The 17,942-nt window shown below is 50.5% G+C and carries 16 protein-coding genes and 1 pseudogene; 7 read left to right on the top strand and 10 right to left on the bottom strand.

Annotation, left to right across the window (positions count from 1 at the left end; translation table 11 throughout):
• Positions 1-94 precede the first annotated feature (94 nt).
• On the bottom strand, positions 95-2,176 hold the full coding sequence (locus BMW93_RS25605) for a choice-of-anchor A family protein (RefSeq protein ID WP_090383090.1): 2,082 nt from the start codon (positions 2,174-2,176) through the stop codon (positions 95-97).
• Between the two features lie 414 nt (positions 2,177-2,590).
• Positions 2,591-3,412, bottom strand: a complete 822-nt coding sequence (locus BMW93_RS25610) for a helix-turn-helix domain-containing protein (RefSeq protein ID WP_090383092.1) — start codon at positions 3,410-3,412, stop codon at positions 2,591-2,593.
• A gap of 129 nt (positions 3,413-3,541) precedes the next feature.
• Between BMW93_RS25610 and BMW93_RS25615 the strand changes: the two genes are divergently transcribed.
• Genes BMW93_RS25615 through BMW93_RS25640 form a run of 6 tightly spaced genes read left to right on the top strand, consistent with a single transcriptional unit; the run spans position 3,542 to position 8,551 of the window.
• Positions 3,542-4,441: a MerR family transcriptional regulator gene (locus BMW93_RS25615; protein ID WP_090383095.1), complete on the top strand. Its 900-nt coding sequence runs from the start codon at positions 3,542-3,544 to the stop codon at positions 4,439-4,441.
• On the top strand, positions 4,419-5,927 hold the full coding sequence (locus tag BMW93_RS25620; RefSeq protein WP_090383097.1) for an NAD(P)/FAD-dependent oxidoreductase: 1,509 nt from the start codon (positions 4,419-4,421) through the stop codon (positions 5,925-5,927). Before BMW93_RS25615 ends, BMW93_RS25620 begins: the two co-directional genes overlap by 23 nt.
• Positions 5,924-6,760 (top strand): phytoene/squalene synthase family protein, encoded by an 837-nt coding sequence (locus BMW93_RS25625; protein WP_090383099.1) that lies wholly within the window; start codon positions 5,924-5,926, stop codon positions 6,758-6,760. Before BMW93_RS25620 ends, BMW93_RS25625 begins: the two co-directional genes overlap by 4 nt.
• 59 nt (positions 6,761-6,819) lie before the next feature.
• Positions 6,820-7,335 carry an isopentenyl-diphosphate Delta-isomerase gene (idi, locus tag BMW93_RS25630; RefSeq protein ID WP_090383102.1) on the top strand — a complete coding sequence of 172 codons (516 nt, stop codon included), beginning with the start codon at positions 6,820-6,822 and terminating at the stop codon, positions 7,333-7,335.
• A 26-nt stretch (positions 7,336-7,361) separates the two neighbouring features.
• Positions 7,362-7,835 (top strand): sterol desaturase family protein, encoded by a 474-nt coding sequence (locus tag BMW93_RS25635; protein ID WP_090383104.1) that lies wholly within the window; start codon positions 7,362-7,364, stop codon positions 7,833-7,835.
• Positions 7,832-8,551, top strand: a complete 720-nt coding sequence (locus tag BMW93_RS25640) for a lycopene cyclase domain-containing protein (RefSeq protein WP_090383106.1) — start codon at positions 7,832-7,834, stop codon at positions 8,549-8,551. Before BMW93_RS25635 ends, BMW93_RS25640 begins: the two co-directional genes overlap by 4 nt.
• Here the strand turns inward: BMW93_RS25640 and BMW93_RS25645 are convergent.
• Genes BMW93_RS25645 through BMW93_RS25670 form a run of 6 tightly spaced genes read right to left on the bottom strand, consistent with a single transcriptional unit; the run spans position 8,529 to position 16,017 of the window.
• Positions 8,529-9,668, bottom strand: a complete 1,140-nt coding sequence (locus BMW93_RS25645; protein WP_090383109.1) for an NAD(P)/FAD-dependent oxidoreductase — start codon at positions 9,666-9,668, stop codon at positions 8,529-8,531. The two genes, BMW93_RS25640 and BMW93_RS25645, sit on opposite strands and share 23 nt — an antisense overlap.
• On the bottom strand, positions 9,652-10,347 hold the full coding sequence (locus BMW93_RS25650) for a methyltransferase domain-containing protein (RefSeq protein WP_090383111.1): 696 nt from the start codon (positions 10,345-10,347) through the stop codon (positions 9,652-9,654). The genes BMW93_RS25645 and BMW93_RS25650 overlap by 17 nt, the downstream gene beginning before the upstream one ends.
• On the bottom strand, positions 10,334-12,298 hold the full coding sequence (locus BMW93_RS25655; RefSeq protein WP_090383113.1) for a UbiA family prenyltransferase: 1,965 nt from the start codon (positions 12,296-12,298) through the stop codon (positions 10,334-10,336). The genes BMW93_RS25650 and BMW93_RS25655 overlap by 14 nt, the downstream gene beginning before the upstream one ends.
• A 56-nt stretch (positions 12,299-12,354) precedes the next feature.
• The gene (locus tag BMW93_RS25660; RefSeq protein ID WP_090383116.1) at positions 12,355-13,155 is read right to left on the bottom strand and encodes a serine O-acetyltransferase; all 801 of its coding nucleotides are present in this window, start codon (positions 13,153-13,155) and stop codon (positions 12,355-12,357) included.
• A 5-nt stretch (positions 13,156-13,160) separates the two neighbouring features.
• Entirely contained in the window at positions 13,161-15,113 is a 1,953-nt protein-coding gene (locus BMW93_RS25665) for a family 2A encapsulin nanocompartment cargo protein cysteine desulfurase (protein WP_090383118.1), read from the bottom strand.
• Positions 15,097-16,017 (bottom strand): family 2A encapsulin nanocompartment shell protein, encoded by a 921-nt coding sequence (locus BMW93_RS25670; protein ID WP_090383120.1) that lies wholly within the window; start codon positions 16,015-16,017, stop codon positions 15,097-15,099. Before BMW93_RS25670 ends, BMW93_RS25665 begins: the two co-directional genes overlap by 17 nt.
• 401 nt (positions 16,018-16,418) lie before the next feature.
• Between BMW93_RS25670 and BMW93_RS36345 the strand changes: the two are divergent.
• A pseudogene (locus BMW93_RS36345) lies at positions 16,419-16,632 on the top strand (transposase); the annotation flags it as partial.
• Positions 16,633-16,872: 240 nt separating this feature from the next.
• On the opposite strand, the gene BMW93_RS25680 reads toward BMW93_RS36345, so the two are convergent.
• Positions 16,873-17,283: a hypothetical protein gene (locus BMW93_RS25680; RefSeq protein ID WP_143061725.1), complete on the bottom strand. Its 411-nt coding sequence runs from the start codon at positions 17,281-17,283 to the stop codon at positions 16,873-16,875.
• A gap of 151 nt (positions 17,284-17,434) precedes the next feature.
• Positions 17,435-17,887, bottom strand: a complete 453-nt coding sequence (locus tag BMW93_RS25685; protein ID WP_090383129.1) for a hypothetical protein — start codon at positions 17,885-17,887, stop codon at positions 17,435-17,437.
• Positions 17,888-17,942 lie beyond the last annotated feature (55 nt).

Consider the following 17,942-nt stretch of genomic DNA (forward strand, 5'->3'; position numbering starts at 1 on the left):
CCGGCTAGGCGTCCCCGGCTGGCATATAAAAAAGCTGCCAGCAAAATGCCGGCAGCTTTAAGTTTCACATAACGCTATATAAGATCAATTCATTCTACTTTTTAAGCACTTTCGAAGAATACTTTCCTTCCGCATTTACCACGTTCACAATATACATTCCCTGCGCCAAAGCCTGAACATTAACTTTGATTTCTGTTTGACCGGTTACCGGCATTGCCTGGTAAACCTGCTTTCCTCCTAGTGTGAAAATTTCGATTTTTTTAACCGGCGAAAAACTTCTGACATTCATTTCGTCCTGGGTCGGGTTCGGGAAAAAATCCACGGCCAACCGGGCGTCGCAGGTTCCGGCTTGTACGTTACGGACCGCGCTGTATTCGAATGTCTCGTCGGTATCTACCTGTTTCAGACGATAATAATAGCTCTTTACAGGTACAGATTCTGATGAAAAAGGTGTGTCGTTGAAACTATATGTGGCCTTGGTGGCGTCGTAATCGATCCTGGCAACCACATTGTAAGTCTTGGCGTCTGACGAGCGCTCGACTTCAAAATGGGAGAAATTTTTGGCTTCGGTTACCTTCCATTTCAGTTCCGCATTGCAATTTACATTTTGTGCGTTAAAATATGCTAATGTTACCGGTAAAGCTATTGAAGGGGGCGGTGTTGTGTAGCAAGTTGAGGTCGATGCCGGGAAGGTAATGTTCACCACCGTCGACGGGTTTACGGTCACCCGGATCGTCGCACCGTCCTCACGCAGAGAGCCGTAACGGTCGCTCAGATCTTCCACCCATTTGTTATTTTCCTGCTTGTATCCCGGCCATGCAATGCCATTTCCATTGATATCCACAGCAGCGCCGGGGAACAGCAGGCTACCTGTCAGCGGCAGACCGCTGTCTTCCTGGATCACTTTTCCTTCCGAATTGATCCATTCGATTTTTGCAGTCTGGCCGGCCGCATTGTAATTAGGCGTCACCGTGTAATCGAGCCAGGGCGCATTTTTCACGCATTTCGAAGAAGCGGTCGCGTCGATTTTCGGATCAACCGGCTCGGTGACCGACGGCAGGAATGGCCAAAAGTGAACCTCGTCGCTTTTGTGTACAAAACTTTTGGCAATGATCTGCCCGTTGATATTTCCGTTGTTTTCCTTCACTACGTCGGCCTGCGGGGCAAAAATGGTACCGCTGATCTGTGCATTGCCGCCCAATGTAATGCCCTTGGTTGCATCCGGGAAATTGTAGATCACATAACTTCCCTGGGAGTCGGATAAGCCGCCGAAACCGGGGAAATTAATTTTGTTGGCCCCTGTCTGCCCGCAGAATGTGGGGAAATCCACGATGTTGATAATCAGACCAAACGCGGTGTTAGGCGATGTTTGTCCTAATTGAGGCCCTTGCGGAATGCCTTCGATATTGGAGTTTCCGATTTTGTTCCAAACGGCCGCGGAGACAGTCAGAACGTTGATTTTATTGGGATTGACAATGATTTTCGGGTTATTACCGATCGCGTTGGGGTCAAGGTAGGGTCCTATCTTGGCCGACTCCACGATATTCCCGTTCTGGTCGCGGATAGGCAGATTATCCGCCATATCTCTCAACTGATTAGACCGTTTAATAAATGTTGTAAAGGCACCGTCGATGTCGATCTGGTTAGCACCGGTCCCAAATACATTTTCACATACGGGGTTAACCGATTCGCTCACGCTGGGTGACCAGGTATTGATATTCGCATTGAGCGTGATATTCGGCGTATCCCAGTAATTGGCGCCTTTCCCGGTAATGCGAATCGTGGATGCAGCATTGTTATTATCCCTGTACCAAACTTCCAGTTTCGTGCCTGAGGCATCGGAAGGGCTGCAATTACCGATTTTTACATAATTATCGCCATTCACCGTCAAGCTTCCGCTATTGAGCTTCACCGCCCCGCGAACCGCCAGACCGATCGACGCATTATTGACAAAAAATGCACCGTGTTGCTTGTTAAAACTGATCTGGTATTGATTGGTCGTTACATTCCCACCGACTGCAACAGGGCCTTCGGTTTCGTTGGATTGGAGGGTTGCGTCACCTTTGACGAATATATTGAACCGCTGGGCAGCAGCCGTAGGGCTCTGGGCGAATGCGTGATCTACGTTTATCGAGAGAAGCGCTAAGAGACTTAGAAGGAGAGGTTTGGCGGACATGTTGTTGAGTCGTTTTATTTTCTTGCTGAACGAAATTAGACCGCCTCTTTCGATCCGTAATTCTTTTTGTGACCAGTTCGGGGGAGTTTGGGGTGACTTCTACGTTTTTGGGGGTGACAACTTTTCGAAAAATTGCACTAATCGAAGATAGTATACATATAAATACAAAGTAGTATTAGCTCAAATGAGATGTATTTCTCTTGAATAGTTAAACATTTATTCTACACAAATACCTTAAAAATGCTTAGTATTTCTAGAATTCCGTATCCAAGCGATCGTAAAATGTTCGATTACCGCGCTTTAACCCCATTTTAATAACTATAACATTTCCAAGACACCTTTCCGGCGCCATAACGCAAAAAGCCGGGCACCAGCCCGGCTTGTCCAATTATTTGTAGGGATCTACGACCGCCCTTACTTATAGCTCGACCGCTTCTTCAATTCCTTTAATTCGTTTTGCATTTCCTGCAACATCCGCATGAGTTGCTGCATGTCGGTCTGCGGCTCGGGGAGCGCCTTACTGTGGAAGCTGTAATATTCCCACAGCTCGATTACCTCGCCTACCGGGACCGTATAGGCAAAATACTGCTTGTTGAACGACTGCAACAGCATGGTACCAGCTTCCTGGTTGATCGTCACCTGCTTGAATACAAAATCCTGGTCACCTTTCAGAATAACAATACAAGGCGTTTCCGGCTTGACGGTCGTCCAGTCCTGAACGTACCTGGTAATAATATCCGCGCCTTCGGGCACCGGCAGCATCGAGTCGCCCACGGTGGGGAACATCCGGAACGTCCCGTTCTTCGGCACGGTAGGCAGGTTGAAACGCGGTAACGTGGCGAGAAACTCCGGATCGGCGTACCCGGAACGGTACCCCGCGCGCGCCTGCACGGGTACGTATTCGATATTCTCCTTGTCTTCCTTATCAACCGTAATGGCCAGCACGCGGATCTGATTGCCTTTCATGAACAGCTCGCTTCCCTCTTCCAGGTCTTTCAGTTTCTGGTCGGAGAGCTTGTTCAGCTCCATTTTCAGAAGACTATCAATGCTCATCCGGAAATACTCGGAGAAATTGATCAGGTCATCGACCGTCGGATTGGCCGTGCGGCCGCTTTCGATCGCATTGAGCTTCACCCTGCTGATCCCGAGCTTTTCCGCCAGCGCTTCCTGGCTCAATTTCTGACGCAAACGGAGGAACTTGACATTAACCGACCAGAATATATCCTGCGCACCCATGAGTTGATATTTTTAAAATCAGACATAAGATATTATCAATACCAAAAGTAGCAGCAATTTTTATTTTTCCTACAAAAAAGTAAACAATTTATTTTGTTTAACTATTTTTGAAAAACATTAAACAAAAAAATGTCCATCTATTCGATCCGGGACCTCGAACGCATTACCAGCACCAGGGCGCACACGATCCGCATCTGGGAGCAGCGCTACGGCCTGCTCGAACCGGAACGTACGGGCACCAATATCCGCTTTTACAACGACGACCACGTCAAGAAACTCCTCAACGTGTGCACGTTACTGAACCGGGGTATGAAAATCTCGCATATCAGCCAGCTCAGTAATGCCCAAATTCGCGAGGAGATCGATCGCATTATCGCCGGGTCGTTGCAAGCCGATGAGCAGGTAGAGGCGTGGATCAACGAGGCGGTAAGCGCCATCGCCGCTTACGACGCTCCGAGGTTTCATAAACTGTTCGCCGATGCCCTCGACCGGCTGGGGATGGTCGCTACTTATGAGAAGATACTTTACCCGCTGCTCGTGCGGACGGGCCTGATGTGGACGAAAGACGCATTGCTACCCGCCCAGGAGCATTTTCTATCGAACCTGATCCGTCAAAAGCTATTCACCGCCATTGACGCATTACCCCTACCGGAAACCAGTGCCCAGAAATGGCTGCTGTTCCTGCACGAAGGCGAGGAACATGAAATCGGGCTGCTTTTTGCGCATTACCTGCTCACACGTGCGGGCCAGCGCGCGGTGTACCTGGGCGCACGCGTACCTTACGCCGATCTGCAAGCCGCAGTCAGCAACATTGCGCCCACGCACATTTACACCTTTTTTGTAAGTAACCAGCCCGATAACCTGGCACCGGAGCTGCTCGGCCAGCTCGCGCAGGATTTTCCTGAATGCCGGATCTGCTTTTCAGGCGGCACCGACGGCCCGGAAAACGAACCGCGCATGATCCATATCGGGTCCATTGACGAACTGCTTGACACCATTGGAACTGATGCCACACACACCAACCCGTAACGGAAAGAGCAAAAAAATCGGTGTGATCGGCGCCGGTTTTGCGGGCATGGCTGCCGGTGCTATCCTTGCGAAGGAGGGCCACGAGGTTACCGTTTTGGAAAAAAATGACACCATAGGCGGCCGGGCGCGCACTTTTTCGGAAAAGGGCTTCACCTTCGATATGGGGCCCAGCTGGTACTGGATGCCCGATGTGTACGAGCGCTTTTTCGAACGGTTCAGTCGGAGCGTTGCCGATTTGTACCTGCTCAAACAGCTCGACCCGGGCTTTGCAGTAGTGTTTGCAGACAACGAAACAGTTGACATCCCGGCCGATTTCGACGAGCTGTGCCAAATTTTTGAACAGATAGAAACCGGCGCCGCGGACAAACTACGCCGTTTCATTGCCGACGGGGAATTCAAATATCGCGTTGGAATGGATGAGATGGTTTACAAACCCGGCCACTCCATTACCGAGTTCATCAGCTTGCGGCTTTTTGGCCAGGCACTGCAATTACAGCTTTTCAGTTCGTTCAGCAAGCACGCGCGGCGGTTTTTCAAAGACCCGAGGCTACTTGCATTGATCGAATTTCCCGTGCTGTTCCTGGGTGCGATGCCCAGGGATACACCCGCATTGTACAGCCTGATGAACTACTCGGGGCTAAAACAAGGCACATTTTACCCGATGGGCGGATTCGGGAAAGTGGCCGATACGTTTCAGGATATTGCGCGGCAGGCGGGGGTGGAGTTTCATACCTCCGAGACGGTCGAGAAGCTGGAAACTACGAATGGGCGCGTGCGGCACATTCATACTACGAGCCACTCGTTGCAGGCGGATGTCGTTATCGGCAGCGCCGATTACCGGCATATCGAGCATGCATTGCTGGACGCAAAGGACCGGCATTATCGGGAAAGCTATTGGGAAGAGCGAACATTTGCCCCCTCCTGCCTGCTGTTTTACCTGGGCATCGACAAGCGCATTTCCAGGTTACGGCATCATAACCTGTTTTTCGATCAGGATTTCGCATTGCATGCCGAAGAGATTTATAAGGAAAAGAAATGGCCCACGGCGCCGCTGTTTTATGTCTGCTGCCCGTCGGTCACCGACCCGTCGGTAGCGCCCGAAGGTCACGAAAACCTCTTTATGCTTATGCCCATAGCCACCGGCCTGCCCGACCCCGAGCCGATCCGCGAACATTATTACCAGCTACTAATGGATCGCCTCGAAAAATTCGCCGGCGAAACGATCCGCGACCGGGTGGTTTTCAAGAAAAGTTACTGTGTTTCCGATTTCAAGAGCGATTACAATGCCTACCAGGGCAATGCGTATGGATTGGCCAATACACTTCGCCAGACGGCGATTTTTAAACCCAAACTCAAAAGTCCGAAAGTAAGTAACCTGTTTTTCGCCGGCCAGCTCACCGTTCCGGGGCCCGGCGTGCCCCCCGCGATCATTTCCGGCACCATTGCCGCTCATGAAGTTCTCAAATACCTAAACAGTTCGTTATGAAGAGCCTTTTCGATGAATTATCGGCGTCGTGCAGCAAGAAAACCACGCAGTTGTACAGCACCTCGTTTTCACTGGGTATTTATTTCCTGAAACCCGCATTGCACCGGGCTATTTACGGGATTTACGGGTTTGTACGCCTCGCCGACGAGATCGTGGACAGCTTCCATGGATACGACCAGGAAGTGATGATGGCGCGCATCCGCAAGGAAACGCAGGAGGCCATCCGCGAGCGCATCAGCATTAACCCGATTTTGAACAGCTTCCAGCACGTGGTGCACGCCTACCAGATCGAATGGGAGCTTATCGACACGTTTTTGAAGAGCATGGAAATGGATTTACTCCAAAAAGAACACACGCAGGACTCCTATCAGGAATATGTGCTGGGATCGGCTGAGGTGGTGGGCCTGATGTGCCTGCGTGTTTTTTCGGAAAACGATACCGCATTATACGAGTCGTTGAAGCCCTATGCCATGAAACTCGGGGCGGCATTTCAGAAAGTAAACTTCCTGCGTGACTTAAAAGCCGATTACCAGACGCTAGGGCGCACTTATTTTCCGGGTGTGAACTTCAACCACTTTTCCTACGCCGACAAGGCACAGATCCAGGAGGAGATCGAAGCCGATTTCGAGGAGGCGCTCACGGGTATCCGCCGCCTGCCCGCGAGCTCGCGCAGAGGCGTTTACCTCGCTTATTATTATTACAAAAAGCTGTTTCTGAGGATCAAGGAAACGCCGCCGGAAAAAGTGATGAATGCAAGGATACGGATTCCGGATATCGACAAGTTCGGACTGATGTTTCGGTCGCTACTGAGGCACCAGTTTGATCTTTTATGACGTTTTTGTGTTGTAAAGGGAGGATATCCCACAATACAAAACCTGAAACCCACCATCCTATGAATGACCAAGTTGTGCTGGTAACGGAAAACGACGAAGCCATTGGCCTGATGCCCAAGCTGGAAGCCCACGAAAAAGGCGTATTGCACCGTGCATTCTCGGTATTTATTTTTAATTCGAAAAACGAAATGCTGCTGCAAAGGCGGGCGTTCGGAAAATACCACTCGGAAGGGCTGTGGTCGAACACCTGTTGCAGCCACCCCCTACCGGGCGAGCCCGTGCACGAGGGCGCCGCGCGTCGCCTGCGGGAGGAAATGGGCATAGAAGCCGATCTGAAATTCCTTTATTCTTTCCAATACCGCGCCGAGCTGGAAAACGGCCTGACAGAGAATGAGCTGGACCACGTTTTTTACGGCGTTTCGGATGCCGTCCCAGCCATCGACCCGGCGGAAGCGAGCGATTACAAATACCTGACCGTACCCGAAATAGAAGCTGATATCGAGCAAAATCCGCAGGCCTACACCGAATGGTTCAAGATATGCATGCCGGTGATCGGCCCCAGGATCAGTAGTTGAGTTAATTAAACCTTAAAACCAGCCTTATGCCACACTGGACAATCAACGTTCTCATCACCCTCGTCGCATTTGTGGCGATGGAATGTGTGGCCTGGCTGGCACATAAATACCTGATGCACGGGCTATTGTGGTCGCTGCACCACGATCACCACCAGCGCGACGACGGAGATTTCTTTGAAAAAAACGACTACTTCTTCATCATCTTCGCCACACCCGGCATTACCTGCCTCTGGCTGGGCCTCGACGCGGGTTTTAACTATCTGTTCTGGGTGGGGCTGGGTATCACCATTTACGGGTTTGCCTACTTTGTGGTGCACGATGTATTTATTCACCAGCGGTTCCGGGTTTTCAGGAATACCGACTCCAACTATTTAAAGGCGATTCGCCGGGCGCACAAAATGCACCACAAGCACCTCGGCAAGCACGGCGGTGAATGCTTCGGGATGCTCTGGGTACCGCTGAAATATTTCCGCGAGGCCCAAAAAGCTACCGCGAAATGAAACTGCTCTACCTACTGGTCGACCTGGGCGCGATTTCCGTGCCGCTGGTGGCCTCATTTCACCCCAAAATCCGGCTCGACAAGCATTGGAAGGCATTATGGTCGGCGATATTGATTTCGGCGGTGCCGTTTATCATCTGGGACAGCTATTTTACCAAAATAGGCGTGTGGGGTTTTGCACCGGAGTACCTTACCGGCGCGGGGCTATTCGGGCTGCCTATCGAGGAAATACTGTTCTTCATCTGCATTCCCTATGCCTGCATGTTCACCTATTTCTGTTTCCGGCTTTGGAAAGGGCAAATGCATTTAAAAGCGGAGCAGATCGTCACGTGGATTTTCATCGGCCTTTGCCTTGTGCTCGGACTGGCTGGCGCGGGGCGTTACTATACCTCGTCGGCCATGAGCTGGCTGGCTATTTTCCTTATCTATTTAAAATGGCAGGTCAAACCGACATGGCTGGGGTTGTTCTACTACTCGCACCAGTTCCTGCTCATTCCATTCTTCATCGTGAATGGCATTCTCACTGGTACCGGTCCTGAAAAGCCGGTCGTCTGGTATAATAATGCGGAAAATCTCGGTGTGCGCATCCTTACCATTCCGATCGAGGATGTTTTTTATGGAATGCTGTTGTTACTGTTGAATGCGTTTCTCTTTGAATATTTCCTGCAAAAAGCGGAGAAAAAGAAAGCAATCGCTAAAACACCTCGCCGTGCGTAAGCGATACCAACTTTGAAGTAAGCCAGGGTGATTTATCCAGAAGTTTTAATGCCAAATCGGTGGTACGGCTCTTGCCAAACAGCTTTTGCAAATGGTAACCCGCCCTGATCCGCGTCCCGAATGCCGCATTCCAGTCGCGACGATAGTTCTGCGAAGCCTGAATAGGCGTTTGTTTCCCGTTAAAAAGAAGGAATAGCTGCTCCGCAAGCAATTTGGAAGCGCGCATGCCCATACTCATGCCATTACCACAAAGCGGTGTAATGGAGCCCGCCGCATCGCCAAGCAGGAAAATGCCGTTTGAGTCGGTCTGCTTTTTTTTGAATTGTACATTACTGATCACTAACGGCTGGGCATTTACAAATTCGGAATGTGTAAAGTAGTTTTTCAAAAGCGGATTTTGATACAATACCCTTTCTTCCATTTGCTTCACATCCTTTCCGTTTTCCAAAAGATTCCGTGCGGTAGTGAGGTAGCAAAGGCAATACCAACCGCGATCCACTTTGGAAATACCACAATAGCCGTCGCTGAAATTGTGTAATTCTATCCGGTGGGCAGGAAAATCGGTTTTGATATGGTATTTAACGCCAATATAATTCTGGTTATCAGCATTAAATGCATTGGTTTCTGGAAGTTGAATAAATTGCGGTGTGTATTTCCCGTAGCTTCCACACACGACTTTGGAAGTAAAATTTCCGGCCGAAGTTCTGATTTGAAAACCGTCGCCGGCATTCCCTTGCACATCCGTCACGCGGCATTCCTGCATGATGCGTACGCCCTTGCGCGAGGCTATTTCAAAAAGACAATGATCCAAACTATATCGACTGATCCCAAAACCACCCATTCCGAGCGGATGGTTCAGCATAAACCCGTGATCGGAACTAATGCCTAAGCTATTGATTTCTGGCAATGCAAGGTCAGCAAGCGGCAACCCCAAACTTTCCAGAAAAGGCCAGCTTTCCATCGAAATGTACTCCCCGCAAACCTTGTGAAAAGGGTATTTGCTTTTTTCAAAAACGACAACTGAAATATCCCTGCCGGCCAATTGAACAGCCAGACAAAGCCCTGCCAGCCCGCCGCCGATGATCGCGCATTCGAAATGTTCAGTCCGCGTTTCCATAAACAATCACTTCATGACGGAATGCCCATTTGTTGCGCACCGTAAATTGAGTGGCGCCCGATTGCTGCAATATCCCCAGCCATTCTTTTTTCTTAAAACCCCTTAAAACAGAAAGCGGCGCGTCGTTTTTGACAAGGTATGATTTTGAAAAAAGCTGCGTCAACCATTTGATCGAATAATGCGCCATCGGGTTTCTTTCCAGATCGTTGATCACCAAGATCGCACGGTTGCTCAATGCAAATTGCACGAGTTCTATGAGATCGTCATTCGTAAGGTGGTGACAGAACAGGCAGGCGTGGATGACATCGACTTGTGGTAAATGTCGGTAGGTGTTACGGTAATCGTCGCAAATGAGCGTTACACCACTGTTTTGGAGGTTTTTACCGGCATAGGCAATGCAGTCGGGTTTTAGGTCTATGCCGTAAAGGTCGAGCGCGAAGCCTGCCTTCCGGTTCCATTGGGCGATGCGTTTCAGTGTGTCGCCACCGCCGCAGCCAATATCGACGAGCGTAGAGCGCCTGCCTTTTTGCAGCACGCGTTTTAATGCATTAAATGAAATGTCATAACCGCCGAGCCAGTGGTTGATAAAATCCAGCTCCCGGAGATTTTGAAAAAGGTCGGCGGATGGAATGTCTTCCGCATCCAGCAATTCCTTTTGCAAGCTCCTATGCCTCAACATAACGCAGCTGCATGGTTTCAATGCTCAGTCCCGGACCGAACGCGGCGGCAAACAGGCGATTACCCAAATGCTCAGGCTTTGCTTTTTCCAACACTTCCTTCAAGACAAATAGCACGGTTGGCGACGACATATTTCCGTAGTTTTTGAGGACATTATAGGTAGGCCCGAGCAGACATTTGTCTAACTCCAACGCCCCCGCAAAATCGTCCACAATACGCTTACCCCCCGGATGGACTGCCCAATGCCGGTAATCTTCCGGTTTGAGCCCCACCGCTCTCAGCATCGGCCCTATATTCTCGCGGATCAGATCGGGTACATAGGAAGACAAATTCATGATAAAACCCGTCTCTGAAAGCTGCCACGCCATATCGGAATAGCCGTTATGCAGTACCATCGAATTGAAACCGTCGATTTTTACAGGATGCAAATAGCAGTCGTCAGGCTGCGAGGTCACCAGCAATGCAGCCGCGCCATCGCCGAAGATCATATTGGAAAGCAGGTAATCGTCATTGTACCGCTTTTGAAAATGGATGGTACAAAGCTCGGTACACACCACCAGCACTTTTGCATTCGCGTTGCTTTTACAAATGGCATCGGCATTCTTCAACGCCAGGATAGCAGCATTGCAACCCATGAAATTGACGCTGCTGCGCTGGATGGCAGGATTCAATTTCAGCTCGCGCATGAGCTCCACATCCAGCCCGGGTGCAAATAGCCCGGTGCACGTGACAGTTATCAAATGGGTGATACGCTTTCTGATATCCTCAAAACCTGGAATTTGTTCAATAGCTTTTCTCGACAGCGCGGTCGCATGCTTTTGATAAAGTTGCATTCGCTCGGAAAGTGTCGGCTCGGGCATTAATGTGGCATTCCGGTTGAAAAACTCGAATTCGTCGGGACTTTTATCGAAGTCGGAGATGACGGAATAGCGTTTTTCGATGCCTGTTTTGCCGGCGACGATCTTGATTTTCCGGCGTGTATTCAGGTCGTCGGTCGATCGCAGGTAGAAATCCGCGAGCGTTTCCTGTGCATAACCATATTCGGGAACGGCTGTTTCAATAGAGGATAGATAACTCAATGGAATTCTGTTGATAATAATTAAAACGATGAAACAACTATTCATGCAAATCGCCGCTACCCAGTTCATTCGCATGGTATTGCGAAAGTTGGCCTGCCGCCGGTCTTTCCAAACCAGGGTAAACCAGATCCCGAACCAGATCACAATGGGGATGAAGAACACCTGGACAATGTAAAAAATCATTCCAAGCTCCCTGGTCGTAAAATACAAATAATAAAACACATTGCAGAGCGCAAACATGGCCGCCGTAAAGGCAAAAGTGCCGATATAACCCAGTTTGTAGCTCAATGTGACTACGCCGTCGCGCAGGTCCTGCTCGTGCTGGTACACCTGCGTAAGCGGATATGCGCCCGCGATCTGGAAAGAGCACCCCAACAGCACGAAGATATTGGCCGTATCGAGCCGCAACGCGGTACCCGAAATGCCGGCGATCGACATGTAGTAGGTAAATGCCCCCTGAAAAATCACCACGGTCAGAAAGCCGATGAACGGATACTTTTTCAGCCTGATCTGCCGCGAACTATACGCCCTCGATGCCCCGATGTACAACACGAGACAGAATGCGAACAACGTATTTACGAAAACGAGCGCCAGAACGGTTGCGGCGACATCCAAAAAAATAGTGAGGTAAAAGAGGTCTTTGGTGGGAAGTGGCGGCTTTTCCAGTCCGCCAATGCTATCTTCATCGCGATCGACGTAGCTGTTGTAGCCATTACTGGCAGGGTATACAAGGAAATGGATGATCAGAAAGCTCCACAGCGCCTGCCTGTGCACCACCTCCTCGGCCTGGCTGTATGCAAACAGAAACAGCGGCGCGAGGAAAAACGAGAACGGGATTCTCAGGAGCTTGACGGTGTTGCGGTCGATGGGCATGGGGTCAATTTAGGCAAAAAAGCGATATAACCGTCAGCGGTCAAAATCGCGAAACCTCACCCCTCCACCTTGGTTGTAATCCTCAGCTGATGCGTGTTAAACACCTGTGAATTAGCCGCGACGCTTTTGGTAAGGAAAACACTGCCACCTATGACGCTGTTTTCGCCGATGACAGTGTCGCCTCCCAGGATGGTTGTCCGCGCGTAAATGATGACGTTATCGCCTACCGTTGGGTGGCGTTTGGTATTATAAAGCTCTTTCGCAACCTGCAATGCACCCAGGGTAACCCCCTGATAAATGCTCACATTCTTACCGATCACCGAGGTCGCGCCGATTACAATGCCGGTACCGTGGTCGATCATGAACGGCACGCCGATAGTGGCTTCGGGATGAATATCGACGCCCGTTTTGCCGTGCGCATATTCGGTAAGAATGCGCGGAAGCACCGGAATTTCCAGAATACTCAGCTTGTTGGCAAACCGATATACCGCGATCGCGTAAAAACCGGGGTAGGAAACGATCACTTCGTTGACGCTCGTCGCGGCGGGATCGTATTCGTAGATTTTGCTGGCGTCGAGACGCAGGTTCTTGTAAATCGCTTCCAGCTCATCGTAAAAAGACGCCACTTTTTGTTCGATAGCGACCTTTTTCGGATCGAGGTAGCTGAGCAGGATATTTTCAAGATCGATCTGATTTTTCTTCAAAATACCTTCATAGGAGGTCTTTTTGGGCAAATTATTGCTTGGAAAGAGAAAATGGATCAGGTCGTCGAGCCAGGCTGTGGCATCATGCCAGGAGGGAGTCGCCTCCCACTCTGCATGATGTGTTTTTTTAAGAAGATCGATGAGTGATGACATGTGTTTTACTTCTTCTGCGCGCTCAATCGATGCAGCGTTGCCACCAGCACGTCAATCTCCTCACAGGTATTATAAAATGCGAGCGAAGGGCGAACGGTGGTTTCGAGGCCGAATCTTCGCAGAATGGGTTGTGCACAGTGGTGGCCGGAGCGCACGGCGATGCCTTCCTGGTTGAGCGCCGCCCCTACTTCCTCGGTTTTATAACCATCCAGGACAAATGACAGTACCGATGCTTTCTCCTTCGCTGTACCGATCAGGCTCAACCCGGGCACATTTTTCATGAAACCGGTTGCATATTCAAGCAGAAAATGTTCGTACTGATGGATATTTTCGATACCGAGCTGGTTCACATAATCCAACGCCGCTCCCAGCCCCACCGCGTCCGCGATATTACCGGTGCCCGCTTCGAAGCGCGAGGGGGCTTTGTGGTATTGAATATGCTCGAAAGTCACATCCACAATCATATTGCCCCCTCCCTGCCACGGTTGCGTCGCATTCAGGATTTCTTCTTTTCCATACAATGCACCAATGCCGGTCGGACCGAAAACTTTGTGGCCGGAGAAGACAAACCAGTCGCAATTCAGTGCAGTTACGTCCGTGCGCAGGTGCGAGACGGATTGTGCACCGTCGAGGAGCACTTTCGCCCCGGCCGAATGGGCCATTTCAATGATCTGCTTCGCGGGCGTTACCGTTCCCAATGCATTCGAAACCTGTGTGAAGGAAACGAGCTTGGTTTTCGGGTTCAATAATCCGGCATAGGCATCCAGCAAAATCTGCCCGTCGTCGTCGACCGGGATAACGCGCAGGACGAGGCCCTTTTTATCCGCCAGTTGCTTCCACGGTACGATATTGGCGTGGTGTTCAAGGTGGCTTACGATGATTTCATCGCCTGCATTGAGGTTCTGATCACCCCAGGTTTTGGCTACCAGGTTAATGGCTTCTGTGGTACCGCGCACAAAAACGATCTCATTCACGGAACCTGCATTCACAAATGCCCTTACCTTCTCCCGTGCGCCCTCGTAGGCATCCGTAGCGCGGGCGGCGAGCTCATGCGCTGCGCGATGGATGTTGGAATTTTCGTGTTCGTAGAAATAGCTGATCCGCTCGATCACCTGCTTGGGCTTCTGGGTAGTTGCCGCATTATCGAACCAGATCAGCGGCTTACCGTTCACACGCTCCTTAAAAACCGGAAAATCGCTGCGGACGCGGTTTACATCGAACGGTATCTTGCCGACAGGGCTTTGAACCGCACGTCCGAGCTGGTCGCGGTCATTGCCAACATGGATATTGCTGAGCGAAAACGGCGAAAAGCTATGAGGCAAAAAGTTGGATGCACCCGGAATATGCGGCTTTTCTGTCAAATTTTCATTCAGAAAATAGTACGACGGCAACGACGGCGACGTACCGGAATAAGGCATGCGCGCAGAACTGCCGAAGTGAGGAATACTACTGAAAATGTCCGTCAGATCGTGCTGGTTATCCAATGCGTACGGGGATGACGCGTTCACCTGGCCGGCGGTATTCTGACCACCCGGGGCGTACCCCGCTGGCTTCCGGCCGCCCGGCGCTTGCCCGACTGCCGGTACATTCCCGGGCGACACACCTACCCCGGCCGCCGAAGGCGGCACGTGACCGTCCGTAAAATGCGGATCGGGCAGGCTCGTTTGCGGCTCGTCCAGGTCGAAATCCTGATGCGAGGGGGAATGCGGGTTCAATGGCGGTTGTCCCTGACCCAACTCCTGTTGAATAATCCCCAGCATTTTCTGCGCCCTCGGATGATCTTCGAGGTTTGGCGAGAATACGGGCGATGGCATTTCACCCGGCAATGCCTTGAAAAGCTCGTTAGCGAGCCGCTCCAAAGCACCGGCGTCGGGCAAATTACCCGAAGAACCGCCTGGGAAACCGTCTGGAAAGCCATCTGGCAGACCGTCCGGCAATCCGTCAATATTTGTACTCATGGTAGTTACCGATTTCTACATCCTCCAAAACCGCAATCGCGTCGTCGACCAGCACGGCCAGCGAGCAGTATAGCGACACCAGGTACGAGGCGATCGCCTTGTCGTTGATGCCCATAAAGCGGACAGAAAGCCCCGGCGACTGCTCACCCGGCAAACCCGGTTGGTATAACCCTACCACGCCCTGGCGGCTTTCGCCGGTACGCAGCAGCAGGATTTTTGTCTTACCGTTTTCGATGGGTACTTTATCGGAAGGAATCAGTGGAATGCCCCGCCACGTAATGAATTGAGAACCGAAAAGCGAGATCGTCGGAGGTGGAACACCCTTACGCGTACACTCGCGACCGAATGCGGCGATCGCCTGGGGGTGCAACAGGAAGAAACCGGGTTCTTTCCATACTTTGGTGAGCAAATCGTCCAGATCGTCGGGCGTAGGCGGGCCGAGCCGGGTCGAAATCTTTTGCTTGTCGGCTACGCTGGCCAGCAATCCATATTCGCCATTGTTGATCAGCTCGCTTTCCTGGCGTTCCTTAATGCTTTCGATCGTCAGGCGAAGCTGCTCGCTGATCTGGTTATAAGGTTTGCTATACAGATCGGACACGCGGGTATGTACGTCCAGCACCGTTTGAACCGCTGTCAGGTTGTATTCACGCGGATTTTCAACGTAATCAATAAAGGTATGCGGCAGCTCGCGCTCGTCGCGACGGGAACAATCTACTTCCGCGGTGCTACCTTCCTTTACTTTGTTCAGACGGTAAACGCCGGATTCCACGGGGATCCAGTTCAGCAAATGCGTCAGCCAGCGCGGGGTAATTGCCTCGAACTGAGGCACCGTACGGGTTGCGATCGCCAACTGCCGTGCTGCCACGTCACCGAGCGCAGTTTGATTTTGATTTAACTTGGCCATTCTGTATTTGATTATTATTGAGAAACGAGCTGCATTGCGCCACAAGGTATTGCCAGGACGCGACCGGATTAACGATCACAAACATACGTGAACTATAAATCAGGCATTTAAAGAACCACAGAACCTGCCACCAGCCCTTTACAAGCCCATTTCTCAAACCAGCCGGCACCCGTAGATTGTACCAATATAGTGTTTTCATTTGTCAAATACCAGGAATAAAATTCGTCGATAAAGCGCTCGCGCCGACTAAAATTTGGCATATTTTCCTATCGTTTTAATAGAATTCGTGGATTGATCGATTTGGCAGTGTACCACTAAAAATATTCTATATAAATTCGATAGACTTTATATTATATTGTCTTTTTTCTTAGCTTTGGACTTCTCAATCTATCATTTTCACTATGCAAGCGGGCAATCTGATCGATATTTACAAGAACGAAACCATCGCGACGGAGGCATTCAAGGATTTCAGGTTACGGCGTGGGATCATCTGCAAGAAATGCGGCGGCACCCATCACTACTGGCTCGCGCCGAAGCAGCAGTTTCAATGCAAGCAATGCCGGTTCCGCACCACATTGCAAAGCGGCACCGTGCTCGAAGGCAGCAAACTCCCGATCTCCTACTTCTTTATTGCCGTATATATGATCCTGAAAAAGGGCAACGCATTCACGATCCAGGATTTCCAGGAAGAAACCGGCCATAAATACTACGAACCGCTCTACGACTTCATCAGGAAAGTACGCACCTACCTGAACGCCAACGACCCAAACACCGTGCTGATTGACCTGGTGGAGTTATTTAACTACCATTTGGTTAGCAGGAAGTTTCAGGAGCAGGCTATGCATGAGTGAGGTGTCAGAAAACGACAACGATCGGAACAGCATATTCGACCCGACCATCCTTTAATTTGACATAGGCGCGATAGCCCAAGGCATGTGACCCGACAGGAATCCCAATGTTGACAATCTTATCGTTGCTATATTGCCTGGCAGGCTGGTCAAATGCTACCTTTTGGTTACGCAAGTCCGGATGATTTTCCTGCACATTGTCATCGAATTTGTAGACAATGCCATATTCTTCAATTGGTTCAGGACCAAATTCATCAAATATCACAGTGAAAGTATTGATTACCCCTCCGAGCTTCATGAATACGGCCGGCCCGGTTCGAAAAGCCAGCTCCGGCTTGGGATGCTCGTGCCGTGGTGCGCAGGAAAGTAATGTTGCGCAAAGAAGTAGCAAAGCTGCCAAAAACTTTACATGCGCCATAGATATGCGTGTTATCATCGCCATATGATCTTTTCGGCAATGATAATCAGGCATGCACCCGTTACTGAATTTTAATGTACAAGCTTACCTTATTGGTTAGCAAAAGGCAAAATCAACGATAGCCGGACATTCGTAAACGGGCTAATCATAGCTAGTAAGTCTTATTCATCCGGTTGCTTGCATAACGCACTTCGCCGCCGACCACTTTTGCGTAGGCCCGGTAGGACAATGCATGCATGCCACTGGGAAGAGCGATGTTGAAAGTCTCCGTATTGGCTCCCGTCTTCGGGGCATTCTTGAACTTTGCCGTTGGATAAGAGCCGCCGATAACGAGGTCTACGGCGGTGGTATCGGGCAAAAACGCATATACAATGCCGTATTCCTCGATCGGCACATTGCCCAGGCTCACATAATTGAGGTAGAAGTTTTCGACCGCGTTGCCTTTAAAAGTGGCTATACCCGTCGTCAATTCCGGAAGTAACCGGTCCGGCGCAGGTGTGGGCTCATACTTCGGGGCACAGGAAGCACCCACGAACATCATAACCACGCCGGTCAATAAAAGAAGGTTTTTACGGTTGGCAAGCTTGAAACTAAAAGTCATCATGTTTTTTTACACAATTTTATACAAATCCTGGCGCGGGACACAATGTGACCACGCG

This window comes from Dyadobacter sp. SG02 (genome assembly GCF_900109045.1).
Lineage (GTDB): Bacteria > Bacteroidota > Bacteroidia > Cytophagales > Spirosomataceae > Dyadobacter.